Consider the following 24,932-nt stretch of genomic DNA (forward strand, 5'->3'; position numbering starts at 1 on the left):
CCATGAGAAAAAAACCGAACCGTCAGTTACCTTACCCGTTCTCGCATATTCACTCGCCGCCAGATCTCCGTGTAGAGGGAACGGACACAAGGACTCCACATCTCCGCCCGAGGAACGGAACAAGTGCTTCCGTCAGGCCGGTCCCCGTCACCAGGCGGTCCGGCCGCCGTCCACCGGGAGCGTGGCCCCTGTCACGAAGCTCGCCCTGTCGCTGCACAGCCAGGCGGCCGCCTGCGCGACCTCCTCCGCGTCGGCGGCTCGCGCCTGCGGGGCGGAGCGGTGCGCCCGCTCCCGCGCGCCCGGACTCTGGGCGAACCACTGGTCGGTCATCTCCGAGCGGGTCAGGCCCGGCGCGATGGCGTTGACCCGTATCCCGTGCTCCGCGTACTCCACGGCCGCGGCCCGGGTGAGCCCGATGACCGCGTGCTTGGACGCGATGTAGGGCGCACCTGTCGAGGACGCCACCAGGCCGCCGACGCTGCTGGTGTTGACGATCGAGCCCCCCGCGCCACCGGCGATCATCGCCGTCAGCTCATGGCGCAGGCAGTTCCACACGCCCCGCACGTTCGTCTCCATGACGAGGTCGTAGGAGGCGTCGTCCATCAGGTGCAGCGGGGACCTGGGCAGCGCCGCGCCGGCGTTGTTGAAGGCCGCGTCAAGCCGACCGTGTCGCGCGACGACGAACTCCACCAGGCGTCGGACCTCGTCGTCGCTGCGCACGTCCACCGGCCTGCAACTCGCTTCGGCACCCGCATCGTTCAGCTCGGCGACGACATCGCGGAGACGGTCCGCCCGGCGTGCCGCGAGGACCACGGTCGCGCCCTGGCCCGCGAACACCCGGGCCGCGCCGGCCCCGATGCCGCTGCTCGCCCCGGTGATGAGCACGACCTTCCCGGCCAGCGGATCCGCCACACTCGTCACAGTCGGACCTCGACCCGGCCGACGCCCGCGGCAGCCAGCTCCGTCCCGCCTGCCCAGCAGGCGCCGCGGGCGGACTCCGCGTCCACGGTGCGCAGCAGCATCTCGTCGATGTCGTGCAGCGTGCCGACGAGGTGGCGGACGCCCGCGCGCCGCATGAGGGTGCGCTGGAAGCTGCCCGGGTAGCGGCTGGGGTGACCGATGAAGGGCACGCCCAGCTCCTTGGCCTTCTGTGCCACCCGAGCCACGTCGTCGATGAAGACGGCCTCGTGGAGTTCTATGCCGAAGGTGTCGCGGACGATCTCCTGGATGCCCGGGCGGAAGTCGTTCGTGCAGACGTACCCGGGTCCGGCGAACCAGGCGGCCAACTCGCCGAGATACCGGTCGAAGTGGCCGCGGTCCAGGCCGCCGTAGCAGACGATCCGCAGGCCGGCGGCGCGCAGCCGGCTCAGCAGCTCCGTCGCGCCGTCGACGAGCCCCATGGGGTGCTCGCACAAATAGCGCTCGCGCTCGGCGAAGTAGGCGTGGAGCAGCTCTCTGGGGCTGCCCTGGTAGCCGATGGCCTCCTTGAGTGCGCGGGCGGCCGTTTGCCGGGGCTGGGAGAGGACGGACTGTTCGAGTTCGGCCGTGTAGGCGGCGCCGTGGGCCGCGGCCATGCGGTGGATGACAGGGGTGAACGTGTCGTCGAGCAGAACGCCGTCGATGTTGACCGCGGCCAACCGGAGTGTGCTCAGCAGGTGACTGTGACTCATCTGGTCTTCCTCACGCCGACGGGGCCCGCAGGCTCCGGAGTTGAAACCGCACAGTTGGTTTTGCCTGACATCCGTCTCGCGCGCCCCGCCTGTCCATCTGGAGGACACGGAGCGCGGAGCCGCTCACTTTCGCCCGAAATAGGGACTCCGCGCCATCTTTCGCTTGGGAAAGATTTTGCCTATCGCCCCTCCAAGAAAACCGGTAGGTCCGTATCTTATAGCCCACCAAGCGACGGTGCTTCGAGACGGGGGACGTCATGCACGTGACTGCTACTGGTGGCGCCGAGGTGCCCAGACGGCTCACCACTACAGTCCCCAAGGAATACGTCCACAGAGCCAGCCTCGCCGAGGTCTTTCTGACGGACTGCACCGCCCGAGACGGATTACGCTTCGTCCTCACCGGTCAATGGCCGCGGGCGCACACGTACTTCACCAACGCCGCCGGCACGCGGTACGACCCGATGCTCGCCGCGGAGACGTTCCGGCAGGCCTGCATCTACATGGCCCACACCGAGCTCGGGGTGCCCCTGGGCCATCCGTTCGTGATGTGGAACCTCAGCTACACCACGGACCCGGCCCACATGGACATCGCCGCGTGCCCGACCGACCTGGTCATGGAGGCGACCTGCACCGAGCTGAACCGCCGGGGCAAGGAGGTCAGCGAGATCCGCATGGATCTGTCCCTGTACCGCGACGGTCATCTGGTGGCGCACGCCGGCATCCACTACGGTCCGCTGCCGCCCGCCGTCTACGAGCGGATACGGTCCAAGCGCACGGTCGGCCCGATCGACGCGGCCGACACCGCCATCGCCGTGGAGGACTCCCCGCTCGCGCCGGCGGCGGTCGGACGCTTCAACGCGGTGGACGTGGTGCTCACGAACACGGAGCAGCCCCGCCGCTGGCTGCTGACGCCCGATCTGCGCCATCCGACCCTGTTCGACCACAGCGCCGACCACGTGCCCGGCATGGTCCTGATGGAGGGGGCCCGGCAGGCGGCCTGCTCCCTCGTCGGCCCGCGGTCCTTCACCCCGGTGAGCGCGGCCAACAGCTTCTGGCGCTACGTCGAACTCGACCGCCCCTGCTGGATCGACGTCGATCAGGTGATCTCCGAGGGCGGCAACACGATGACGGTGGAGGTCGTCGGGCGCCAGGACGGACAGAGCGTCTTCTCCTCGACCCTGACGGGACGGGTGGACTGAGCGGGGTCTCCCCCGTGACACGACGACAGGGCGGCGTGCTCCGACGCGAGGTCGGTGCACGCCGCCCTGTCCTTGGACGACTGCGGGCCAGGAGCCCGCTGTGGAGCGGTGGTTACTTCGGGTCCTTGTTGAACGTCGAGGTGGACCAGAAGTACCCGAGGACCGCGAGGCCGATGCTCCAGGCAACGGCGAGCCAGCCGTTGTGCCCGATGTCGGTGCCGAGGAGCAGCCCGCGCAGGGTCTCGATGGCCGGGGTGAAGGGCTGGTACTCGGCGATCGGCTGGAACCAGCCGGGCATCGAGCCGAGCGGCACGAAGGCGCTGGAGATCATGGGCAGCAGGATCAGCGGCATCGCGTTGTTGCTGGCCGCCTCGGCGTTGGGGCTGACGAGGCCCATGCCGACGGCGATCCAGGTGAGCGCCAGCGAGAAGAGCACCAGCAAACCGAAGGCGGCGAGCCACTCCAGGACGCCCGCGCCGGAGGAGCGGAAGCCCATCGCGATGCCGACGAGCCCGACGAGGACCACGCTGGCCACCGACTGGAAGACGCTGCCGATGACGTGCCCGACGAGGACGGATCCGCGGTGGATGGCCATGGTGCGGAAGCGGGCGATGATGCCCTCGGTCATGTCGTTGGAGACGGAGACCGCCGTGCCGATGACGGTCGACCCGATCGTCATCACCAGGATGCCGGGGACGATGTACGCGATGTACGCGTCGCGGCCGGCGCCGCCGCTCAGTGCTCCGCCGAAGATGTAGACGAACAGCAGGAGCAGCATGATCGGCGTGAGCAGCAGGTTCAGGGTGAGCGAGGGGTAGCGCCGGGCGTGCAGGAGGTTGCGGCGCAGCATCGTGGACGAGTCACGGACGGCGAGGGACAGGGAGCTCATCGCGCAGCCTCCATCTTCTGGTCGGTACGGGCCGGGGCATCGGCGGTCTCGGTGGTGTCGGTGAGGGCGAAGAAGACGTCGTCGAGGTCGGGGGTGTGCACGGTCAGTTCGTCGGCCTCGACGCCGGCGAGGTCGAGCCGGTCGAGGACGGAGCGCAGGGCGCGCTGGCTGCCGTCGCTGGGGACCTGGAGCGAGAGGGCGTCGTCGTCGCGGGTGGCCGCGTCGAGGGCCGAGGCGGCGCTGCGGTAGGCGGTCGGGTCGGTGAAGCGGAGCCGGACGTGGCCGCCCGGGATCAGCCGCTTGAGCTCGTCGGCCGTTCCCTCCGCGGCGATCTTGCCGTTGTTCAGCACCGCGATGCGGTCGGCGAGTTCGTCGGCCTCCTCCAGGTACTGGGTGGTGAGGAAGACGGTGACGCCGCCGGTGACGAGCTCGCGGATGATCTGCCACATGTTGTGGCGCGAGCGCGGGTCGAGACCGGTGGTCGGCTCGTCGAGGAAGATGATGCGCGGGTCGCCCACCAGCGTCATGGCGATGTCGAGGCGGCGCTTCATGCCGCCGGAGTAGGTGGACGCGGGCTTCTTGGACGCCTCCACCAGGTCGAAACGCTCCAGGAGTTCGGCGGTGACCCGGCGGCCCTCGCTCTTGGAGAGGTGCTGCAGGTCGGCCATGAGGAGCATGTTCTCCTCGCCGGTGATCAGTCCGTCCACGGCGGAGAACTGGCCGGTGACCCCGATCGCCGCGCGCACGTTCTGTGCCTGGGAGGCGATGTCGTGGCCGGCGATGTGCGCCTGGCCGCCGTCGGCGCCGATCAGCGTGGAGAGGATCTTGACGGCGGTGGTCTTGCCCGCGCCGTTCGGGCCGAGCAGGGAGAAGATCGTTCCCTCGGGCACCGACAGGTCGATGCCGTCGAGCACCACCTTGTCACCGTAGGACTTGCGCAGACCGCGCGCGGCGACAGCCAAGTTCGTCATGAGCGTTGCTCCTTCTATTCTCCTGGCCGCGGCCGGTCAGAGGCTGCGGGCGGTGATGTCGCCGTGGGCGGTCGTGGCGCGGACGGTGAGTGCGGCGTCGGCGCCCTGGGTGTTGTTCAGGCTGTTGGTGACGCGGCCGTAGGTGGTGCCGGCGTCGAGGGCGGCGGAGGTTCCGGCGGCGGCGGTGACGTCGATGTCGCCCTGCTCGGTGCGCAGGGTGAGGGTGCCGGCGACCGCGTCGGTGACGGTCAGGTCGCCCTTCTGCGTGGTGAGTTCGGCGTTGCCGTTCACACGGCCGAGGGTGATGTCACCGGCGGCGAGGGTGAGGCGCGCGCTCGCGGCCTCGTCGATCTTGACCGAGCCCTGGGCGCCCTCGAAGGTGACGTCGCCGAGGCGTCCGACGCCGCGGAAGTCGCCGCTGGCCGTCTTGGCCTCGACGCGGGAGCCGACGGGCAGCTGGACGGTGACCTCGACCGAGCCGGAGTTGCCGAGGACGCGGTTGGCCTCGCGGGCGGCGACGCGCAGGACGCCGTTGTCGTAGGCGACCTCGACCTGCTCGGCGGCCTTCACGTCGCGGCTCTTGGAGGAGTCGGCGGGCAGGACCTCGACGATGGTGTCGGCGCGGTCGGCGGCGATGAGCTGGATGCGGCCGGCGGGGATGTCCAGGACGGTCGAGACCGGGGCGGGGGTGGCGAACTTCTGCATGGTTCTCTCCTTCTCCTCTGTGCGAGCTCCATCATCCGCCCGCTGTTTCTGATGATGGAAACGCTACGTTGCATTTAGATTTAAGGCAACAGACTCGTTGCACGCATTCATTGTTTTCACAGGTCAACCACTTCAAATCGTTGCAATGATTTGCGATTTAACGCAACGAGCGCTGCTGTGCACGTTGCAATGAATGAGAGTGAACGCTCTGGTCGCCGGGTGCGCCGACCGTCACCACGCCGGTTCCGCGGTCCGTCTGCGCACGAGCGGGGCGGCGCTGCCGACGCGCGGGCTCAGCCGGCGGGCCGCCCGCAGCAACTCGACGCCGCGGGCCGCCTCGCCCCGCTCACGCAGTACGCGCGCGTGCTCGAGCAGGTCCTGTGCGGTGCGTTCCATGAGCTCCTGGTCCGCGCCGCCCAGCCGGGCGGGCACGCCGTCGGCCACCAGGGCGAGCAGCGGGGCGGCGACCTCGACCGACGGCGCCTGTGCCGCACGCAGCGCGTGCGCGGCGCGCAGCCGCAGCCTCGCCCGGTCCGCGGCGCCCATGTCGGCCAAGGTGGCGGAACGCACCGCCGGTTCCCTGCGGCCCAGGCCGTCGAGGAGCCCGCACACCCGCAGGGCGGCCAGCCCGGTCAGCGCGTCGGGCGCGCCCCCGCCCACCAGCGCGCCCAGGAGTCTGCCGCGGCCCGGATGGTCACCGAGGACGGCGAGAGCGCGCGCGGTCTGGACGGCCTCGGGGCCGCTGCGCCGCAGGCAGTCGGTGACCGCCCGGGCGAACGGCCCGTCGCAGGAAGGCTGCCGGAACGCGGCGTCCTCCTCCAGCAGGGACCGCAGGAGCAGCGGACTGCCGCCGCTGAGCCGGTGCAGGCGTGCCGCCGCTCGGGGCAGCTCCGGCCCGGCCACGAGCCCCCGGTCCGCGAGGGTCCGTTCCACGTCGTTGACACGGAGCAGCTTCAACTGCACGCCGTGCACGTACGGGCGGCGCAGCACCGGCTCGGTGAACAGTTCCTCCCAGCGCGTGCCGTACGAGGGCGCGGTGACGACCATGACCAGCGGGGCGCGGGAGGTGCGGACCGCGAGTGCGCGCAGGTGGCCCAAGGCCGGCGGATCGGCCAGGTGGACGTCGTCGACGCACAGCACCGTCGGCCGCGTGTCGGTGAGTTCGCGCAGATCGGCCCGGGGGCCGCGGGTCCTGAGCACGCGGGCGCCGGTCCCCCGCGCCTGTCGCGCCACCTCGCCGAGGAGCGCGGTCTTGCCGCCACCGACGCCGCCCTTGACCAGCAGGACCTGAGGCCGGCGCGTACGCAGGGACGCGAGCACCATGTCCCGGACCTCTGCCTGCGTCGCTCTTCGCAGCCGCGCCTGTGACATCGCGTCCCCTGCTCGTCTGTGCGGTCTCCTGGTACGCGCAGGATGCGGTACGCCGCTCGCCGGGCGCTGGAGCATCGGTGGAGCCGGATGCCTGCCGTCCGGATCCACAGAGACTCCAGACTCACGCGAGGCGGACGTCCCAGGCTTCCGTCAGCCCCACCGCACACCGCGGTGGAACCGCTGGCCTTGGAGGCTGAAATGGGCATTCGCGACACCAAGAACGCCATCGACAACGCGGACAACCTGGAGGAGCTCGCGCAGACGAACCTCAGCGCCGAGGAGGAGGCCGACCTCTTCGACTCCCCCAAGACGATCATGAACCAGATCTCCAACGCCTGACACGCCGGTCAGACTCGGGCGCCGGGCGGGACACGATGCCTTCATCCCGCCCGGCGCCGGGCCACCCAAGAAGCCGAGCCAGGGGGTCGGGTCGCACATGTCGCTCGTAGATGTGCTGCGCGGCGAGGGAGTATTCGCCGACGCGTGGAACAAGGAATTCAAGATCTTCCGCGGTGCGGTGAACCCCGCGGACTACCTGTCCTCCGCCTTCATCGAGGACAAGCTCGAAGCCAGCCTGCTGCGCTGGCCCTACTTCTCGGTGCTGCGCCACGGGGCCGTGCCCCCGGAGAGCGCGTACACCACCGCGCGCGATGTCATCGGCCACAAGCGGCCGGGTTTCGCCGACGCGGCGGCGATCCGCCGGCTGATGTCGCAGGGCGGCACGCTCAAGCTCAACCAGCTCTCCGACTGGCACCGGCCCGTCCGTGAACTGGTCGAACAGTTCGAGGCGATCGCCCCGGTGGCCGTGGCCTCGTACGTGTTCTGGACTCCCCCGGAGAGCCGCGGCATGCTGCCGCACCGCGACGCCTCCCACGTCGTGGCCGTGCAGCTCGAGGGCCGCAAGGAATGGCAGCTGTACGCCGAGGACGGCCAGGTGCGCAGCAGCGCCGGTCTGGACGTCGACGCCGACCGCCCCAGCCACACCTTCGTGCTCGAGCCCGGTGACGTGCTGTACCTGCCGCACGGCTGGCCGCACGACGCGATCGCCCGCGACGGCGACTCGCTCCACCTGACCTTCACGCTGGCCGAGCCGACGCCCGACGACCTTCTCGAGGCCCTCGGCAAGCACGTCCTGGAGCACGACTGGGAGCTCGCCCACCGCTTCCACGCCACCACGCTCGAGGAGCGGACCCTCAAGGTGCGCGAGGCCCTGCTGGCCGGCGCCGCCGCTCTCGACGACGACACCTGGGCGCACGCCGCCCTGAGGCCCCAGCGGGAGGTGACCGGATGAGCATCACGTTGCAGGACCTGGTCGGCGACACGGAGACCTTCTTCCGTGACCACTGGGGCCAACAGCCCGCCGTCTTCCGCGCCTCGGCCGATCTGACCGGTCTGATCACCGAGCAGGAGATGTGGGACGAGGTCGACTGCGGGCTGCTGATCCGCCCGTACTTCACCTCGTTCGACGAGGGGGTGCGCTCGGCCATCTCCGACATGACCCGCTCGCGCACCATCGTCGGCCAGCAGGTGCAGGGGTACATCAACCCCGAGCAGATCAAGGCGGACTTCGCCGCGGGCGGCACGTTCAAGTTCAGCCAGCCCGAGCACTGGCACCCGCGGCTGCGCGCGCTGGTCTCGGCGCTGGAGCCGCACTTCCGGGCCGAGCTGGAGTCGTTCGTCTTCCTCAGCCCGCCCGGCAAGACCGCGATCGCCGCCCACATGGACGGCTCGCACGTCCTGGTTCTCCAGGTCGCCGGCGTCAAGGACTGGGTGGTCGGCCGCCTGGACGAGTCCAGCATCAGCGACTCCGACCGCTACACCGGCGGCGTCATCCCCTTCGACCGCCGCGTGGAGGTCACGCTCCGTCCCGGCGACGTCCTGTACATGCCGCACGGCACCCCGCACTCGGCGACCGCGCGCCTGGAGAACTCCATCCACATCGCGATCACGATCGAGGAACCGACCACGAAGGACCTCGCCAACGTCTTCCTGGCCGACCTCCTCGACCAGCCGGAGTACGCCGAACTGACCGAGAACCACCACCAGTTGACGCTGCACGAGCGCATCGACCGGCTGAAGTCCCTGGTGGCCCGCACGCTGCGCGACGCGGACCTGGACCAGGTGCTCAAGCAGGCCGTCCGCGTCAAGTCCGAGCACCTCGGATGACCGTGGACCTGCGTCCCGTGAGGGCCGGCGATCTCGACCGCTTCGACGTCGAGTTCGCCGGCCCTCACGGGCCGGGCCCCTACCAGTGGTTCGGCCACACCCCCTCGGTGCGCCTGCGCAGGCTGCACGAGGAGCGCGGCCTGCTGGCCGGCGACGAGAACATGCTCTCCGTGACCAGCGACGACGTCCTGGTCGGACGGGTCGAGTGGTTCCGCAGGGCGTGGGGGCGGGTCGACACCTCCGCCTGCTGGGAGATCGCCATCGGGCTCTTCCCCGGCGACCGTGGCCGCGGCATCGGCACCGAGGCGCAGCGCCTGCTCGTGGACTACCTCTTCGCCCACACCCGTGCCGAACGGATCCAGGTCACCACCGACCCCGACAACGTCGCCGAACAACGGGCCGCCGAGAAGGCCGGGTTCTCCTTCGAGGGCCGCGTCCGCAGAGCCCAGTGGCGCGCGGGCGGCTGGCACGACCAGCTCCTCTACTCGGTGCTGCGCACCGTGTGAGACACCGCCGAAGCACCGTCCGAGCACCCCAGCGGAGCGTACCGATGCGATCTTCCCTGCGTGAACTGAACGGTCCGGCCCGCCGGCTCGCCGTCCTGCACGGCGTCGACGGCGTCGGCGTCGGTATGTACATGTCGGGGTCGGCCGTCTATCTGACCCAGGTCACCGGCCTGACCGCCGCTCAGATCGGACTCGCCCTGTCGGCCGCCGGACTCACCGGTCTGCTCGCCTCGGTGCTCTTCGGCATCCTGGCCGACCGGGTCGGCGCCCGCCCCCTGCTCTCGTGGCTGCTCGTCCTGCTCGGCGCCGGGTACCTCGTGCTCCCGCTGGTCCACGCCGCCTGGCAGTTCGTGATCCTGTCCGTGGCGATCGGCGCCCTGCAGTTCGGCACCGGCCCCTCCTTCACGTCGCTGATCGCCGACCTGGTGCCGGACGAGGGCCGCGCGCACGCCCGCGCCGTCATCCGCTCCGTCGGCAACGCCTGCATGGGACTGGGCACCCTGGCGGCCGCGGTCCTCCTGGGCCTCGGCTCGCACGCGGCGCTGCACCTGTTCCCGCTGGTCAACGCCGTGACCTTCGTCGTCGCCGGCGTCCTGGTGCGCGGGCTGCCCAGCGGTTCGGCCCGCCCCGCCCCGCCGGCCGGCGGCCGGTTCGCCGCGCTGCGCGACCTGCCGTTCCTGCGGGTCGTCGCGGTGAACGCCGTGCTGTCCCTGCACGACTCGGTCCTGGCCGTCGCCATCCCGCTGTGGATCGTCGTGGGCACCGGGCTGCCCACGCTGCTCACTCCCCTGCTCATCGGGGTCAACACCGTGCTGTGCGTCCTGCTGCAGGTGCGCGCGGCCCGCGGCACCGAGGACGCGGCCGGCGCGACCCGCGTCGCCCGTCGCGCCGGCCTCGCGGCGGCTGTGGCGTGCCTGCTGCTCGTACCGAGCGGGCACCTCTCGGCGTGGGCCGCCGCCCTCCTGGTGTGCGCGGCCTTCCTCGCGATGACGGCGGCCGAGCTCTGGCACGCCGGCGCGTCGTTCGGCCTCGGCGTCGCGCTCGCCCCGCCCGAGCGGCGCGGCGAGTACCTGGGCGCCTTCCAGCTGCACCACGGCATCCAGTCGATCGTCGGCCCGATGCTGCTCACCGCGTTCATCTCCGGCGGTTCGGGGCTGGGCTGGGCCTTCGCCGCCGCCCTGTTCGCCCTCGCGGCCGTCCTGGTGGGCCCGGCCGTGCACGGTGCCCGGAACCGGCCCCTCGTACCCGCCGCCCAGCCCGCACTGGCCGCCGACTAGCGAACGGATCCGCTGATGCTGCACCCCGCCGCCACCCCGGACACCCCCGGGCCCTACAGCCGCGCCGAACTCCTCGCGGGCCTGCGCGCGGGCGGTGTACGGCCCGGGGACACCCTGATGGTCCACGCCTCCATCAGCGCGGTCGGCTGGACGACCGGGGGCGGCGTGGCGCTGGTCCAGGCGCTGCGCGACGCGGTGGGCGCGGAGGGCACCCTCGTCGTCCCGACCTTCACGACATACCTCACCGACCCCGGCACCTGGGTGCAGCGTCCCGTCCCGCGCGGTTGGTGGCCCACCGTGCGCGCGTCGATGGTCGCCTTCGACCCGGACCTGCATCCCGCCCAGCCCCGGCTGGGCAAACTCCCGGAGCTCGTACGGTCGTTGCCCGGCGCACGGCGCTCCACGCATCCGCTGTACTCGTTCGCGGCCGTCGGCCCGCGGGCCGACGCGGTCGTCGCCCGGCACGCCCTGCCCTTCGGCATGGGCTCCGAAAGCCCGCTGGCGGCCCTGTGCGGCGTGGGCGCGAAGGTGCTGATGCTCGGCGTCGGCTGGGACAAGTGCACGCTGCTGCACCTGTCCGAGCACCTGACGCCGTATCCGGGCCGGCGCAGCCATCGCATGGACATCCCCCGCTCCCCGTCCTCGGGCGCCACCCACTGGGAGCCGAGCCGGCAACTCGTCATGTACGAGGGCGACTACGAGGCCATCGGCGCGGAGGCCGTGCGCTGCGGCCTGACCGTCGAGGGCCAGGTCGGCGCCGCGCACACGGTGCTGGTCCCCGCCGCCGATCTCGTGGACCTGGGGTCCACCTGGCTGGCGCACCACCGCGACCTGAGCGGATGGGGTGTGGCGCCGAACATGACCGGGGTCGACGAAGCCCCCGCCAGGGCGCTGTGAGCGCTCCGGCGGGGGCTGTCGGGACGTAGCGGGCAGAGGCCGGGACGGGTCCCTCAGGCCACGGCCCAGGGCGCCGTGCTCATCCCCGGCGCTCCGGCCGAGGGCGCACGGCCGTGGTCCCAGACGGGGTCCGTGGCGGCGGAGACGATCCCCCACAGGTGACCTGCCGTCAGGCTGCTCACGGGAACGGCGACCTGGCCGACGAGGCTGATTCCGTACGCGGACTCGAGCTGTTTGATCATCCCCATGAGGGCCAGGGAGTCGAGGCCGTAGGCCTGCATGGGGAGGTCGGCGGCGGGCACGACGTCGGTACCGAGGCCGGGCAGATTCTGCCGCAGTATCGCCTCGAACCTCGCGTTCCACGGAGTAGCGGCCATGGGCGGACTTCCTTCCGGCGGACGGGCGGTCCGCGCGCGGTTCCGCGCGCTGCTCCGACGGTGCCGTGTCCCGCTCGACCGCCCCTGGAGGGGCGGTGGGCCGCCGGGTGGGTTCAGGCGGTCGCGTAGTGGCCGAGGGCGGGTTCGAGCATGTCGAAGGCGGTGGCCGCCTCGGCGGTGACGGTCGCCGCGATCTCCTCGTCGGGGTGTCCGGCGAGCGTGAGGTGCTGGATGCGCTGGAAGAGGATGCGGTGGACCGCGCCGAGGAGTCCGGCGGCGGTGCGTACGCCGATGTCGTCGGCCGGGGCGCCGACGGCTGCGGCGAGCTCCCGGGCCAGTGCTTCTTCGCGCTGGTCGTGGAGGGCGCGCAGGCAGGCGGTGAGGGTGGGGCTGTCGTCGATCATGCGGGCGAAGTCCGGTCCGGAGAAGCCCGAGACCGGGTCGGCGGCCTCGGCCGCGGCGACGAAGGCGCGGCGCAGGGACGCGAGGGCGGACTCGCCGCTCTGCCGCGCCGCGACCGTGTGTGCGAGGGACGCGACGAACGCCTCCTGGTGGTCCAGGACCAGGTCTTCCTTGCGCGCGAAGTAGTTCGTCACCGTCTTCTTGGCGACGCGGGCCGCCGCGGCGACCTCCGCGATGGTCGTCCGCTCGAAGCCCTGGGCGATGAACAGCCGGGTGGCGTGGTCGGAGATGAGCCGGCGGGTCTCCTGCTTCTTGGATTCCCGCAGGCCGGCGGGGGGCGCGGACGGCTGCGCGGGCGCCGTGCTCTCAGTGGTCATGACGGAATCTTACCCTCGACGTATTTTTATGTTGACACCCCCGAGGACTCGGGCTAACTTTACCACCGTCGTAAATTTACCCCCGTCCGAGGAGAACCGCCTTGCAGATCACCACCTCCACCGTCTCCCTCACCGTCGCCGACGTCGCCGCCTCCCAGCACTTCTTCACCACCCACCTCGGCTACTCCGAGCAGGCCGCCGCGGAGGGCTTCGCGTCGCTGACCCACGAGGACGCGGCGGTCGACGTCGTCCTGCTGGCCCGCGGCACCGAAGTCCTGCCCGCCGACCAGCGCGACCAGCACGCCTCGGGCCTGATCCTCGCCTTCACCGGCACCGACATCGACGTGGAGGAGAAGCGGCTGCGCGCCGCGGGCGTGGAGATCACCATGCCGCTGCGCGAGGAGGCCTGGGGCGAGCGCCTCTTCCAGATCACCGACCCCAACGGCGTGATCGTCCAGTTCGTCGAATGGGTCACGCCGGCCCCGGCCGAAAGCGCATGAGACACGCCCTAGATCGGGAGCGTGATCCCCAGCGCGCGCATGGCCGAGGACGGCGGCCCGCCCTCGGAGCGCTCGGTCTTGCACCCCTTCGCACGGGGCGCGAGGGTGCGGGGGTCGACGGCCTCGGCCGGAGCGCCCGTGTTGTAGAGGCCGTCGGGGTCGGTGTCGCGGTCGTGGGGCAGCAGCCAGAAGACGCGGCGGCGGAAGGTGCCCGACGCGCGGGAGGACTTGGTCCCGGGCCCCAGCAGCGCGTAGCCGACCATGCGCCCGTCGCGGTGGTAGGCGGGCCTGCCGCACCGGCTGGGGACCCGGTCCAGGCTCTGGCGCACGTAGTCCAGCGAGCTGACGTCCTCGAGCCAGACCAGCTCCTGCTCGTGACTGATCTCGTCCTGGGTGATCAGAGAGCTCACCGTCGCTCCTCGCCGGCCGCCAGTGCGAGGCCCGGGTAGTACTTGCGCTGGTTGGAAAGGATCATCGCGCGCGGTGACTCCAGCCCGAGCACCTCTCGGACCCGGAGCGCGAAGGCACGTGCGGACACGGGCTGCGCTCCCTCGTCGCGGCACCACGTCTTGTAGACGGCGTACAACCCTGCCTGCTCTGCGCGCAGTTCGGGAGCGAGGCTGCAGCACTCCTCGAAGAAGCGTCCCGTGTGGTCCTCGGTCTCGGCGTACGCGGTCGTCGCGATCCGCACCCGCTCGGGCCCCGTGAGGTCCTTCTCCCCGCCCAGATAGCGGCGCGCCCCGTCGATCAACCAGCCCAGGATCCCCGGGCCTTCCTCGGTCACCAGGACATCCGCGAGATTGTCGATCTTCCGCTCGTCCGAGACGACCCGCTCGAACGGGATCAGCCGCATACGACGCCAGAACGCGAAGCCACCCGTCCCCACCTCGGGCCGGTGGTTGCCCAACAGCCACAGTTTGTGCGTGGGCTGGAAGCTGAAGAAGTCCTGCCGCATCCGCCTCGCCTTGATCCGGTCCCCGCCCGTCAGCAGCTTCACCCGAGCCTCATCAAACCGGTCGCCCGGCTTGATTTCACTGCACACGATGACGCGGCGTCCGTGCAGCTCGGCGAGATCGGTGGGATGACTCTCGTAGGGGCGGGCCATCAGGAAGCCCGGCGGCGCCGCGTCCGCGTAGTCCCCCAGCAGCCTGATCACCACATCGAGGAGGACGGACTTGCCGTTCTTGCCGCCGCCGACGAGGAACGGCAGCACCTGGCCGCCGACGTCCCCGGTGACGGAGTAGCCCAGCATCAGCTGAAGGAAGTCGATCATCTCCCGGCCCTCGGCGTCCGCACCGAAGGTGTCCTCGACGAAGCGGTCCCACAGGGGCGTCGGCATGGACGCCGGGGCCACCTTCGTGGAGCGGGAGTGGAAGTCCTTGTCCGGGTCGGGCGTCCTGATCAGGCCGGTGCGCAGGTCCACGATCCCGTCCGGCGTGCACAGCACGTACGGATCGGCGTCCAGACGGGCCGCATTGAGCACCATCCCGGGCGCGGTCCTGGCCTGGACGAGCATAGCGTTCATGCCGAGGGTGCTCAGTGCGTGCCGACGGTGCTCGAGCAGCGCCTGCGCGGTGAACACCCCGCGCGGATCGTGGTCGGCCAGGGATTCCGCGAGATCGCCCGCCGCCCATAAGACGGTGTCGTTCTCGTCCGCGTGCCACCGGGTGCCGTTCCAGCAGTACCAGCCGAGCTCCGGCACATAGCGGTAGTCGCGCGCGTGCCTGCTCACGAACAGCTTGGCGCTGCCGCGGTCGGTCAGTGTCTCGGGCAGCAGACCCGCAGTCGCGGAGCTCTCTCGTAAGGGCGCCCCGGCCGAAACCTCGGAACGGTCCCCCTGCGTCATGAGCCACTCGCGTCCGCGTCGACGGCGTGGTCGAACGCCATGTGCACCCCCATGCAGCGACGAAAGCCCCAACGGCTCGGACACATTAGCGAAGCGGATGAGACACACGAGCGCGATGGGAAAAGCTTGAACGGTGACGGTCCAGCAACCTTTGGCCATTTCTCGACGCTCCCCCACCACCGCGCAGGAGCAGGCCGTTCACCTTCGAGCGCCGAAAGCCGCAGGTCAGAGAGGGGAGAACAGAAGGCCGCAGCGACTGAAGCGACTCAGGGACCGATAGATGTATGCCGCCTGCACCCGAGCGCCGATGGCCGCAACCTTTCGGTCGCTGATGCCGTCGCCCCTTCAATCACTGGCCTGACCTGCGCTTTTACCGATCCGATCGCTTGCCCCCGCGCCCTGTACAGCGACTCAAGCGACTCTCGGTCGAAGATGCACCTGCCGTCCAGCGACGCCGCTACAGCGGCAGTTGCGTCCCGATCTCGCGCATCGCCGCGGACGGCGGCCCGCCCTCGGACCGCTCGGTCTTGTAGCCCTTGACGCGGGCGGCGATGGTCCCGGGATCGACGGCCTCGGCGGGCGCGCCGGTCGCGTAGAGACCCTCGGGATCGGTGTCGCGGTCGTGCGGGAGCAGCCAGAAGACGCGGCGGCGGAAGGTGCCCGAGGAGCGGGAGGCCTTCGCCTTGGGGCCGAGGACCGCGTAGCCGACCATGCGTCCGTCGCGGTGGTAGGCGGGCTTGCCGCGCCGGCTGGAGAGCCGGTCCAGGCTCTGACGTACGTAGTCCAGCGAGCTGACGTCCTCGAGCCAGACCAGCTCCTGCTCGTGGCTGATCTCGTCCTCGGTGATCAGGGAGCTCATGCGGTGGCTTCCCTCTCCTCGTCAGTGAGCAGTCCGATGCCCGGGTAGTACTTGCGCTGGTTGGACAGGATCATCTCCTTGGGCGAGGCGAGTCCGGCCAGTTCGCGGGCGCGCGCCGCGAACGCGCGAGAGGACATGGCGGGCGCACCCTCATTGTGGCACCACGTCTTGTACGCGGCGTAGAGTCCCGCCTGCTCCGCGCGCAGTTCGGGAGCGAGGCTGCAGCACTCCTCGAAGAAGCGTCCCGTGTGGTCCTCGGTCTCGGCGTACGCGGTCGTGGCGATCCGGACGCGTTCGGGCCCGGTGAGGTCCTTCTCGCCGCCCAGGTAGCGGCGCGCCCCGTCGATCAACCAGCCGAGAATTCCGGGGCCTTCCTCGGTGACGAGGATGTCGGCGAGGTTGTCGATCTTCCGCTCGTCCGAGACGACCCGCTCGAACGGGATCAGCCGCATACGACGCCAGAACGCGAAGCCGCCGGTGCCGACCTCGGGGCGGTGGTTGCCCAGGAGCCAGAGCTTGTGGGTGGGCTGGAAGCTGAAGAAGTCCTGCCGCATCCGCCGGGCCTTGATCCGGTCGCCGCCGGTGAGGAGCTTGACCCGGGCCTCGTCGAACTTGTCGCCGTGCTTGACCTCGCTGCACACGATGACGCGGCGTCCGTGCAGCTCGGCGAGGTCGGTGGGGTGGCCCTCGTAGGGGCGGGACATGAGGAAGCCGGGCGGGGCGGCGTCCGCGTAGTCGCCGAGCAGCTTCATGAGGACGTCGAGGAGGACGGACTTGCCGTTCTTGCCGGCGCCGAACAGGAACGGCAGCACCTGGCCGCCGACGTCCCCGGTGACGGAGTAGCCCAGCATCAGCTGAAGGAAGTCGATCATCTCCCGGCCCTCGGCGTCGTCGCCGAAGGTGTCGCTGAGGAACCGGTTCCAGCGCGGAGGGTTGCCGTGGTGCGGGCCGACGCTCGTGGAGCGGGAGTGGAAGTCCTTGTCCGGGTCGGGCGTCTTGATCAGGCCGGTGCGCAGGTCGACGATGCCGTCCGGGGTGCACAGGGCGTACGGATCGGCGTCCAGGCGGGCGGCGTTGAGCACGATGCCGGGCGCCGACTTGGCCTGGGTGAGCATCGCGTTGATGCCGGTCGTGGACAGGGCGCGGCGGCGGTGCTGCTGCAGGGCGGTGGTCGTGAACACTCCCCGGGCGTCGTGCGTGGCGATGTTCTCCGCCAGGTCGCCGGCGGCCCACAGGACGGTGTCGTCCTCGTCGATCTGCCAGCGGGTCGTGTCCCAGCGGTACCAGCCGATGCCCGGGACGTGCCGGTAGTCGTTGGCGTAGAGCTTCACGAACAGTTTGGCGTTGCCGCGGTCGGTGAGGGTGTCGGGCAGCAGCCCGGCGGCGGTCGCCTCGGTGTTCGCCGTGGGGGAACCATCGGCCTGGGCGGGCAGGGGCACGCCTCCCTGGTTGCGGATCTGGGCGGCGACGGCTGCGGGGTCGAAGTCGAAGAGGGTCTCGTTGCCGGGAGACGTCACGGGCGTCCTCCAGCGGCGTAGAGGGGCTTCAGGAGGCCTGCGGCGAGGCCACTGGCAATGATCTGCTCGGAGCGCCTCTCCTGCCCTGGACGGGCCGCTGAGGCGGTTTCCCGCAGGGTGCGTTCGGCTTCCTCGCGGGAGAGCCGGCCGGCCGCGACGAGACCGCCCAGGGTGAACGCGGCCCGGTTGAGGACGTCGGAGAAGCCCGCGCCCTCGGAGACCTGCCCGCAGGCGGCGACCGGGGCCAGCACCGAGGTGAGCGTGCTGCCCGTGCGGGCGCGGCCTCCCCCGGCGGCGAGCACGGCCTGCTGCGCCCGTGGCGGTACGGGCCGGGGCGCGGGGATGTTGGCCGCGGGCAGGTGCCCGGTGCGTTCGAGTTCCTGGGCCAGCCACAGCGGCAGCGGGGCGGGCTCCCTGGTCTCGCCGACGGCCGTGTAGGTGCCCGCGTGCGTGGTGGTGCCCGGAGCGATGATGTAACCCCCGTGGGCCCTGACGTCGACCTGCCAGGCGAGGGCGCGCCCGGTGCTGGAGCCGGTGGAGCACTGCCAGCGCCGGTTGTCCTCGGCCCGGTACCAGACGTGCAGGCCGCCCGACGGCGTGCGCACGCGCAGCGTGCCGGTGTCCTCGGCCGGGCTCTGGTGGCCCCGCAGAGCGGCCAGCACGCCCAGCGAGTGGAATCCGGTCGCAAGTCCCGTCAGGTCCACGTGGTCGGCGATCGGGATGCCCGGCAGGATCCGGTCCCGGCTCGGGGCGGGTGCCGGGTGGGCGTCGATGTCGATGACGACCAGGCCGGCCGGACCGCAGGCGACGCCGACCCCGAAGTCGGGGTGCTGCGTCCACCACTGCTGGATGCGGCGCTGGTCGAGCGTGGCTGCGTGGAACCCGTGGCACCAGCGACCCAGCGACAGACAGGCGCAGTCCGCGGGCGCGTGGGCGGAGTTCCGGCAGTTCTCGCAGTTGCCCGCGGGGGTCTTGCGTCCGGGAGCCAGCGGATGGACCGGCCAGCCCCGGCGGGCGCACCAGCGGGCCGTGGCCCACGGCAGCTCGGACACTGAGGGATCAGAGACGAACCGGCGTGAGTCGCTGCGAGGAGAACGCAGCTCAGAAGGCATCCACATCCCCTATCAGCGACCGAAGCGACTCAACGACGGACACAGACTAGCGAACGTCCCCGGTCAGGCCGTGGAGCACAGGCAAAGAGCCGCCCTCGGCCGTGTCGGTGGACCCCTTTCCGCGCCTTCTCCGCACCGTCAGCGACTGAAGAAACACACGCAGCGACTGAAGCTCTTCGGTCGCTGTTTCAGTCGCTTCAGAAAACCGCAGGTCACAGCCCTGGAAAACCCAAAACAGCGACTGAAGCGACTCAAGGCCTCTATATATGACGCACACACGCGCACGCTAGCTTCCTGATATACCCGGATGTTGAGTCGCTTCAGTCGCTATCTCGCGCCCGTCCCTCGTCTGAGCTGGGCTTTCTTCCAGCGACTGAACAGCGACCGAAGAGTCGCTCAGTAGCTGTTCTTCAGTCGCTGTCCCCGAAAACGCCCTCAGAGGGCAGCGACTGAAGCTCCGCAGCGACTCAAGAGCGACTCAAGGGCAGCGACTGAAGGACTCGGAACAGCGACCGAAGGCAGCGACTGTAGGAACGCTAGTGAAAAACAGCTAGCACGGGACGACGAGCCCGCCCCGGCCGCTGCTTCTGCTGTGCTCGCTTTTTGTGGTTCTGACCTCAGAGTCGCTTCGGTCGCTTGGGTCGCTGCCTCTGTCTCGCCCCCCACTCCCCCACTCCCCCGCCCCCTGGCAGCCGGCTGGCCGAGACACTCCTCGCGGGCGACTAGGCTTTCGACCGTGGTGGACACTCAGTACGAAGACCTGTTGAAGCTTGTGCTCACGTCGGGGACGGCCAAGGCCGACCGGACGGGCACCGGTACCCGGAGTGTCTTCGGGCACCAACTGCGCTACGACCTTGCGCAGGGATTCCCCCTGGTCACCACCAAGAAGGTGCACCTCAAGTCGATCGTGTACGAGCTGCTGTGGTTCCTGCGCGGAGACTCGAACGTCGGCTGGCTCCAGGAGAACGGCGTCAGCATCTGGGACGAGTGGGCCGACGAGAACGGCGAGCTCGGCCCCGTCTACGGCGTCCAGTGGCGCTCCTGGCCCACGCCCGACGGCCGGCACATCGACCAGATCAGCCAGGTCCTCGACACGCTGCGCGACGACCCGGACTCCCGCCGCATGATCGTGTCGGCCTGGAACGTCGGCGAGCTCGACAAGATGGCGCTCGCCCCGTGCCACGCCTTCTTCCAGTTCTACGTCGCCGACGGCAAGCTCTCCTGCCAGCTCTACCAGCGCAGCGCGGACCTGTTCCTGGGCGTCCCGTTCAACATCGCCAGCTACGCCCTGCTGACGTACATGGTGGCCCAGCAGACCGGCCTCGAGCCCGGCGACTTCATCTGGACCGGCGGCGACTGCCACATCTACGACAACCACGTCGAGCAGGTCACCAAGCAGCTGTCCCGCGCCCCGTACGCGTTCCCCGAGCTGAAGCTGCACAAGGCGGACTCGATCTTCGACTACGCCTACTCCGACGTCGAGGTGGTCGGCTACCAGCATCACCCCGGCATCAAGGCCCCGGTCGCCGTATGAGCACCACGAACGGCACGGATTCCATGAACGGCACGGACGGCACCGGCGGCGTGTCGGGCGTCGGGCTCATCTGGGCCCAGACGCCCGCCGGCGTGATCGGCGCGGACAACGGGATCCCCTGGCACCTCCCCGAGGACCTGGCCCACTTCAAGGCCACCACCCTCGGACAGCCCGTGATCATGGGCCGCCGGACCTGGGACTCGCTGCCCGCCCGCTTCCGCCCGCTCCCCGGCCGCCGCAACATCGTGCTCACCAGGGACCCTCAGTGGGCCGCAGAGGGCGCCGAGCGCACCGGATCGGTCCCCGAGGCCCTCGCCCTCGCGAACGGCCCTGTATGGGTCATGGGAGGCGGCGAGATCTACCGTGCCGCCCTGCCGCACGCCACACGGCTCTCCGTCACCGAGGTCGACACCACCGTGGACGGCGACACCCACGCCCCCGTCCCGGGCCCGGAGTGGAAGATCACCGAGGACCGCGACTGGCAGACCTCGAAGACCGGCCTGCGCTACCGCATCCGCCTGTACGCCCGCTCCTAGGGCGTGTGTCGAAAGTCCCGCCTGCCCCGCGGTGTCCGGCACGCACGCTCGCGGCGTTGCCGAAACGACCTAATAGCTCCGCTATGAGGACGCTCCGGCGCCTTGCGATCGCACGCACCGGACACCGCGGGGCCCGCCCTTCGGGCGGACGACGGGACTTTCGACACACGCCCTAGCCCCCACCTGGACCTGAGCCGCTCGGAGACGGGGCGGGGCTAGGCGGCGAACCCGATCGCGGTCACGTACTCGTACTCGCCCCACTGAGAGCCCAGATCGACGACGACGTCGCTCACCCACGCCTCGTCCAGCGCACCCTCGTCACCGGCCGCCCAGGCCGCCACGATCCGGTCCCAGCGGCGCACGTTCAGGGTGCGGTAGTCGATGACGCGCTGGCGCGGGCGCGGCACCTGCGACTGGTTGAGCGGATGGAACTCCACGCGCGTGCCCCGGCCCTGACGGTTGAGCCGGGCCAGCAGGTGCCGGGAGACGTTCGCCCGGCGCACCGTGAGGTACGCGGCGTCGATCCGCTCCAGGTTCCGCGCCGTCGGCTGCCGCTTGCCGTCGAGCCACGCCTTCAGCGTGCGGTCCGTGACGGTCAGCCCCGCGTCCCGCGCCGCGGCGCGGGCGTGCGGGGTACGGGTCAGGTAGTGCAGGCGCGCCATGAGGCCACGACGGGCCGTGACGGGCGTCGCGATGAACCCGGCGAGCCGGTCCAGCTGCCGCGCCACGGCCTCGTGCCCCTTGATGCCCTGGGCGCCGTACTTGCCGAACTCGAGGTTCCTGTCCGGCATGGTTCTGGCCTTTCGTGCGAACGGGCGGGGGCGGCTGGCCCACATGCTACGGGCGGCCGCCGCGGATTCGGATCAACGGCGGCTCAGAGGCCGTTCAGAGGCGACTCAGCGGCGACGGGGAGCGGCGGCCGTGGGCCACCACTCCCCCACTCCCCCGCCCGGCTCAGACGTCCCTGCGCCCCGGCAGGTACTGGTCCAGGACGATCGCGAGGAACTTGGTGTGGTCCGGCAGACCGGACTCCCTCACCAGACCGTCGATGATCCCGCGCTGCGTCCGGGTCGGCTTGTACTGCAGCTGTACGGGGCCCAGGCCGCGCAGATCCGTGTCGTCCGGCTTGACCGTGACCGCGAACAGCTTGGACTGGAACTTCGGCGCCCGCCGGGCGTCCTCGACGACCTGCGCGAGCCCCTTCTCCGCCGCGGCCTCGACGGCCATCAGCACGATCTGGGTGTGCGTGACGTCGTTCGCCTTGCGGTACTTGCGGAAGCGCCCGGCCACGTTCTGCGACACGTAGAAGCCGACGGGCTTCGCGGTGTCCGCGTCGTCCAGCGGCTCCGGCTCGGGCTCCTGGACGACCTCACGGGCCGGCTGCGGGATGACCGTGGGAGCGGCGGCCACCGGCGTGGGCATCGGCGTCACCGGAGCGACCGGCTGCGCCTGTGCGGGGGCCGGGGTGGCCCAGCCGGCGAGGGCGCTGGGCGTGCCACCGCCGCCGCCACCGCCTCCGCTGAACAGATTGCCGACACCCTGGTCGGACATGCTCTGCTCTTCCACGTCCTCGTCCACGCGCTTCTTGCCCTTGGGCGGGGTCATGCGGCTGTGTCCTTCCTCAGCTCGAGTGCCCGAGCGAACATCTCTTCGGTGAATCCTTCATAGTCGGCGACCAGACCCTCGACGGTCTCCGGGACCGAGCGGTCGCCCTCCCGGCGCCGGTCGGCCAACTCCTGTACGAGCAGACCCCGTTTGCGCACGAGCCGGGCCACCGACTCCGTGTGCCCGATGAGGTGCTTGAACATGTGGGCCTCTTCGCCGAGGACCTTCTGCACCTGCTGGCGCACGTCGGCGTGGATGCCGGTGTACTTGCGGCCGGTGTCGAACAGCAGCACGCCGAGCAGCTCCAGGTGCGGATTGAGCTGACTGACGAACCGCACGTACGAGAACTCCAGGCCGATCTGCGCCAGACCGTCCTCCGCTCCCCCGTCGCTCTTGACCGGGATCACCAGCCAGCGCGCCGTCGACAGCGCGAGCCGCTGCAGCGAGGGGTTCTCGGGCGGGGTGTCGAGAATGATGATCTGGTACTCGTGCGCGATCGGCAGCAGGCACATCAGCAGCCGCAGGTACGCGTGCGGCCCTTCCTTCGCGAGCAGCGTGTGGAAGAAGATGCCGAACTCGTCACCGAGCGCCGGGCCGCCCATCACGACGTCCAGGTTCTCGCGGACGTTGCGCTGCGGCCGGAGCGCCGTGCCGGTGCGCAGCGACTCCAGGAGACCCGCTCCCCCGTCGTTCCACTCGGCCCGCTTGTAGCCGAGCTCGCGCGCGATGTTGCCCTGCGCGTTGCAGTCGATGATGAGCGTACGCAGACCGCTGCGCGCCGCCTTGCCGGCCGCGTTGGCCGACACGGACGACTTGCCCACGCCGCCCTTGCCGTTGCCGAACATGAAGATGTGCGACAGCGAGCCCCACGGGATCTGGGGCAGGTTCAGTCGGCTGTCAGGTGCCGCGAAGGGACTGGACATGGATCCTCTCAGTCTGGTTCAGGCCCGAAGACGGGTGAGGGACGCTGGAAAACGAGTGGGATATGCCCCCTTTTGAGGGGCCTTGCCCGGCCGGAAGTTCTCTCAGAACGATCCTGCGCTCCAAGAAGACCGACCCTGGTGCCGAGTACCCCACGAAGGCCCTCTCCGAGGCCCGGCAGACCCCTCCGCGACCCCGTTCAGGCAGGTCGGCGAAGGGTTCTCGGTTGGTGCTCAAGTGTGCTGCCCCGCAGGGGATTCCACCTGAAGCCAACCAGGCCTGCCAGCAGATCCCCATGCTTCCTCACCAGCGACGAACACGACAGTGAGCACATCAGACGCTCCCACAGTTCCGTTCACCTCCAGTGAAGTTGCGACGCAAAGCGCTGCACACATTATCAGGACGATCTTCGCCCGCATACGGCAACACGCGCATCAGCCAATGAGAGATCAAGCCGAGCCACAGGCTTCGCCACCCAGTCCCCAGCCTGGCGGCCCATCAGTGCGGCATCCCACACCGCAACTTGCCCGCTACGCAACCGGTCGGCAAACAGGCACGCCATCAGCCGAGCAGGCCCACTCCCCCACCCGCACGCAAACCGCCCCGCGATCCCACCGGCCGACGTGACGGCCGGCCACCATCCAGGCGAGGCAACCCACCAGTCACCGGGCTCGCGGTCAAACCCCGCAACGGGTTGATCACCTGACCGCCGCTCCTGCGGGCCACCAAGCCCACTCCCCTACCCACCGGCATGCCCGGCATCACGCTGCCCCTCCAGCGGGCAGTGCCACGGTGGTGCCTGTAGCTGAACAGGCGGGTGCGCCAGCAGACCCGCCATGCCGTTCGCTGATCAGCGGGTGTACGTGCGGACCGGCTCGCACTCCTGTGGCGCAGCAGACCTGCTGACGTACCAGCGGACCAGCCTCTCCGCTGGCCAGCACCCGCACGACACTGCTCACAGGGAAGCAAGCACCTCACCTGACGGGTAGGCAAGCCCACGCACTGGCAGCACTCTTGGCAGGCAAGCACACCTTCAGGCACGCAGCGGAACTGGTCGACAGGCCTGCCGACCAAGACGCTTCCACGTTCGCTACGAGTCCGACGTCCACGTCGACGGCCGGGCAGGCCTGCATGCCGACGCGGGTGCTTACCGGTGTGTTGATGCGGCAGCTGATGGGCGGGCGTACCGGCGGGCACAGTGCCGGGCGGGTAGACGAGCGAGTTGCTCAGCAGGCATGCAGGCCGGTCGACAGGTGAGCCGGTTGCTGCGCTGGCGCACCGACCTGCATGCACGCTCGCAACTTGACTTGCCCTGCTGCTTGGACAGAGGCGGGTTGACGCGTGAGCAACAAAGCCTGGCTGGCAATGAGAAGAAGGGTGATGCATCAGGCCTTGTGTCTGATGCGCATCACTGCAAGATGGCATGCCTGTCATGCAGCAGGCGCAGAGGCGTTCGGCAACGCCCAGCAGCATGCTTGCGTGCAAGCTTGCTTCGATGTTTGCAGTGATGTTTGTTTCCCCAGGTCAGAGGCGGTTTTTATGCTCAGAACGTGCGCGATGAGTATAGGTAAGGACGGTTCGATTGGCCAGCATGATCCAGGGATCGATAGCGAATGAGGCCGATCTCTATGGGATGCATGTGGCGCGAGTCGCGGAATGAACTGTGGCGCTCAAGGGGCGGACGCTCGCGGTACG

General features: G+C 70.1%; 27 protein-coding genes. 11 read left to right on the top strand and 16 right to left on the bottom strand.

The features are described from left to right. Positions 1–147: 147 nt before the first annotated feature. Both ACZ4E1_RS35250 and ACZ4E1_RS35255 read right to left on the bottom strand, forming a co-directional pair. The gene (locus ACZ4E1_RS35250; RefSeq protein ID WP_467547368.1) at positions 148–912 is read right to left on the bottom strand and encodes an SDR family NAD(P)-dependent oxidoreductase; all 765 of its coding nucleotides are present in this window, start codon (positions 910–912) and stop codon (positions 148–150) included. Between the two features lie 5 nt (positions 913–917). Continuing rightward, entirely contained in the window at positions 918–1,670 is a 753-nt protein-coding gene (locus tag ACZ4E1_RS35255; protein ID WP_467547233.1) for an HAD family hydrolase, read from the bottom strand. Between the two features lie 257 nt (positions 1,671–1,927). Between ACZ4E1_RS35255 and ACZ4E1_RS35260 the strand changes: the two genes are divergently transcribed. Beyond that, a complete protein-coding gene (locus tag ACZ4E1_RS35260) occupies positions 1,928–2,869 on the top strand; it encodes a ScbA/BarX family gamma-butyrolactone biosynthesis protein (protein ID WP_467547235.1) in 942 nt (313 codons plus the stop codon). A gap of 112 nt (positions 2,870–2,981) precedes the next feature. On the opposite strand, the gene ACZ4E1_RS35265 is transcribed toward ACZ4E1_RS35260, so the two are convergent. From ACZ4E1_RS35265 to ACZ4E1_RS35280, 4 genes are all read right to left on the bottom strand, one after another. Next, complete coding sequence (locus tag ACZ4E1_RS35265) at positions 2,982–3,758, bottom strand: ABC transporter permease (protein ID WP_467547237.1); 777 nt, start codon at positions 3,756–3,758, stop codon at positions 2,982–2,984. Next, complete coding sequence (locus tag ACZ4E1_RS35270) at positions 3,755–4,729, bottom strand: ATP-binding cassette domain-containing protein (RefSeq protein WP_467547239.1); 975 nt, start codon at positions 4,727–4,729, stop codon at positions 3,755–3,757. Before ACZ4E1_RS35270 ends, ACZ4E1_RS35265 begins: the two co-directional genes overlap by 4 nt. A 36-nt stretch (positions 4,730–4,765) precedes the next feature. Then, a complete protein-coding gene (locus ACZ4E1_RS35275; protein ID WP_467547241.1) occupies positions 4,766–5,434 on the bottom strand; it encodes a DUF4097 family beta strand repeat-containing protein in 669 nt (222 codons plus the stop codon). A 231-nt stretch (positions 5,435–5,665) separates the two neighbouring features. Next, positions 5,666–6,757 carry a hypothetical protein gene (locus ACZ4E1_RS35280; RefSeq protein ID WP_467547243.1) on the bottom strand — a complete coding sequence of 364 codons (1,092 nt, stop codon included), beginning with the start codon at positions 6,755–6,757 and terminating at the stop codon, positions 5,666–5,668. A 246-nt stretch (positions 6,758–7,003) separates the two neighbouring features. On the opposite strand from ACZ4E1_RS35280, the gene ACZ4E1_RS35285 reads away from it, so the two are divergent. The 6 genes from ACZ4E1_RS35285 to ACZ4E1_RS35310 all read left to right on the top strand — a co-directional run bounded on the left by ACZ4E1_RS35285 (position 7,004) and on the right by ACZ4E1_RS35310 (position 11,651). Further along, on the top strand, positions 7,004–7,144 hold the full coding sequence (locus ACZ4E1_RS35285; protein ID WP_467547245.1) for a hypothetical protein: 141 nt from the start codon (positions 7,004–7,006) through the stop codon (positions 7,142–7,144). Positions 7,145–7,241: 97 nt separating this feature from the next. Then, positions 7,242–8,096, top strand: coding sequence for a JmjC domain-containing protein (locus tag ACZ4E1_RS35290; RefSeq protein WP_467547247.1), 855 nt, complete (start codon positions 7,242–7,244; stop codon positions 8,094–8,096). Beyond that, positions 8,093–8,971, top strand: coding sequence for a JmjC domain-containing protein (locus tag ACZ4E1_RS35295; RefSeq protein WP_467547249.1), 879 nt, complete (start codon positions 8,093–8,095; stop codon positions 8,969–8,971). The genes ACZ4E1_RS35290 and ACZ4E1_RS35295 overlap by 4 nt, the downstream gene beginning before the upstream one ends. Next, the gene (locus ACZ4E1_RS35300; protein WP_467547251.1) at positions 8,968–9,477 is read left to right on the top strand and encodes a GNAT family N-acetyltransferase; all 510 of its coding nucleotides are present in this window, start codon (positions 8,968–8,970) and stop codon (positions 9,475–9,477) included. The genes ACZ4E1_RS35295 and ACZ4E1_RS35300 overlap by 4 nt, the downstream gene beginning before the upstream one ends. A 44-nt stretch (positions 9,478–9,521) precedes the next feature. Beyond that, the gene (locus tag ACZ4E1_RS35305) at positions 9,522–10,754 is read left to right on the top strand and encodes an MFS transporter (RefSeq protein ID WP_467547253.1); all 1,233 of its coding nucleotides are present in this window, start codon (positions 9,522–9,524) and stop codon (positions 10,752–10,754) included. Between the two features lie 15 nt (positions 10,755–10,769). After that, positions 10,770–11,651 carry an AAC(3) family N-acetyltransferase gene (locus ACZ4E1_RS35310; RefSeq protein WP_467547255.1) on the top strand — a complete coding sequence of 294 codons (882 nt, stop codon included), beginning with the start codon at positions 10,770–10,772 and terminating at the stop codon, positions 11,649–11,651. Between the two features lie 53 nt (positions 11,652–11,704). On the opposite strand, the gene ACZ4E1_RS35315 is transcribed toward ACZ4E1_RS35310, so the two are convergent. Further along, complete coding sequence (locus ACZ4E1_RS35315; RefSeq protein ID WP_467547257.1) at positions 11,705–12,028, bottom strand: acyl carrier protein; 324 nt, start codon at positions 12,026–12,028, stop codon at positions 11,705–11,707. A 113-nt stretch (positions 12,029–12,141) separates the two neighbouring features. Further along, complete coding sequence (locus ACZ4E1_RS35320) at positions 12,142–12,807, bottom strand: TetR/AcrR family transcriptional regulator (RefSeq protein WP_467547259.1); 666 nt, start codon at positions 12,805–12,807, stop codon at positions 12,142–12,144. Between the two features lie 101 nt (positions 12,808–12,908). Here ACZ4E1_RS35320 and ACZ4E1_RS35325 point away from each other — a divergent pair, with 101 nt between their 5' ends. Further along, a complete protein-coding gene (locus ACZ4E1_RS35325) occupies positions 12,909–13,307 on the top strand; it encodes a VOC family protein (RefSeq protein ID WP_467547261.1) in 399 nt (132 codons plus the stop codon). Positions 13,308–13,315: 8 nt separating this feature from the next. On the opposite strand, the gene ACZ4E1_RS35330 is transcribed toward ACZ4E1_RS35325, so the two are convergent. The 5 genes from ACZ4E1_RS35330 to ACZ4E1_RS35350 all read right to left on the bottom strand — a co-directional run bounded on the left by ACZ4E1_RS35330 (position 13,316) and on the right by ACZ4E1_RS35350 (position 18,641). Further along, positions 13,316–13,717 (bottom strand): DUF6009 family protein, encoded by a 402-nt coding sequence (locus ACZ4E1_RS35330; RefSeq protein WP_467547263.1) that lies wholly within the window; start codon positions 13,715–13,717, stop codon positions 13,316–13,318. After that, positions 13,714–15,153, bottom strand: coding sequence for a DNA primase family protein (locus ACZ4E1_RS35335; protein ID WP_467547265.1), 1,440 nt, complete (start codon positions 15,151–15,153; stop codon positions 13,714–13,716). The genes ACZ4E1_RS35330 and ACZ4E1_RS35335 overlap by 4 nt, the downstream gene beginning before the upstream one ends. Before the next feature lie 457 nt (positions 15,154–15,610). Then, entirely contained in the window at positions 15,611–16,012 is a 402-nt protein-coding gene (locus tag ACZ4E1_RS35340) for a DUF6009 family protein (RefSeq protein WP_399131245.1), read from the bottom strand. After that, positions 16,009–17,529 (bottom strand): DNA primase family protein, encoded by a 1,521-nt coding sequence (locus ACZ4E1_RS35345; RefSeq protein WP_467547267.1) that lies wholly within the window; start codon positions 17,527–17,529, stop codon positions 16,009–16,011. Before ACZ4E1_RS35345 ends, ACZ4E1_RS35340 begins: the two co-directional genes overlap by 4 nt. Then, complete coding sequence (locus ACZ4E1_RS35350) at positions 17,526–18,641, bottom strand: bifunctional DNA primase/polymerase (RefSeq protein ID WP_467547269.1); 1,116 nt, start codon at positions 18,639–18,641, stop codon at positions 17,526–17,528. The genes ACZ4E1_RS35345 and ACZ4E1_RS35350 overlap by 4 nt, the downstream gene beginning before the upstream one ends. 736 nt (positions 18,642–19,377) lie before the next feature. On the opposite strand from ACZ4E1_RS35350, the gene ACZ4E1_RS35355 reads away from it, so the two are divergent. Further along, a complete protein-coding gene (locus ACZ4E1_RS35355) occupies positions 19,378–20,175 on the top strand; it encodes a thymidylate synthase (RefSeq protein ID WP_467547271.1) in 798 nt (265 codons plus the stop codon). A 23-nt stretch (positions 20,176–20,198) separates the two neighbouring features. Continuing rightward, the gene (locus ACZ4E1_RS35360) at positions 20,199–20,711 is read left to right on the top strand and encodes a dihydrofolate reductase (protein WP_467547370.1); all 513 of its coding nucleotides are present in this window, start codon (positions 20,199–20,201) and stop codon (positions 20,709–20,711) included. Positions 20,712–20,926: 215 nt separating this feature from the next. On the opposite strand, the gene ACZ4E1_RS35365 is transcribed toward ACZ4E1_RS35360, so the two are convergent. The 3 genes from ACZ4E1_RS35365 to ACZ4E1_RS35375 form a co-directional block, all read right to left on the bottom strand. After that, a complete protein-coding gene (locus tag ACZ4E1_RS35365; protein WP_467547273.1) occupies positions 20,927–21,502 on the bottom strand; it encodes a transcriptional regulator in 576 nt (191 codons plus the stop codon). Positions 21,503–21,665: 163 nt separating this feature from the next. After that, on the bottom strand, positions 21,666–22,316 hold the full coding sequence (locus ACZ4E1_RS35370; protein WP_467547275.1) for a hypothetical protein: 651 nt from the start codon (positions 22,314–22,316) through the stop codon (positions 21,666–21,668). Beyond that, the gene (locus ACZ4E1_RS35375) at positions 22,313–23,239 is read right to left on the bottom strand and encodes a ParA family protein (protein ID WP_467547277.1); all 927 of its coding nucleotides are present in this window, start codon (positions 23,237–23,239) and stop codon (positions 22,313–22,315) included. Before ACZ4E1_RS35375 ends, ACZ4E1_RS35370 begins: the two co-directional genes overlap by 4 nt. Positions 23,240–24,578: 1,339 nt before the next feature. Here ACZ4E1_RS35375 and ACZ4E1_RS35380 point away from each other — a divergent pair. Continuing rightward, positions 24,579–24,854, top strand: coding sequence for a hypothetical protein (locus ACZ4E1_RS35380; RefSeq protein WP_467547279.1), 276 nt, complete (start codon positions 24,579–24,581; stop codon positions 24,852–24,854). Positions 24,855–24,932 lie beyond the last annotated feature (78 nt).

It is taken from the genome of Streptomyces sp. NPDC025806 (assembly GCF_055558275.1).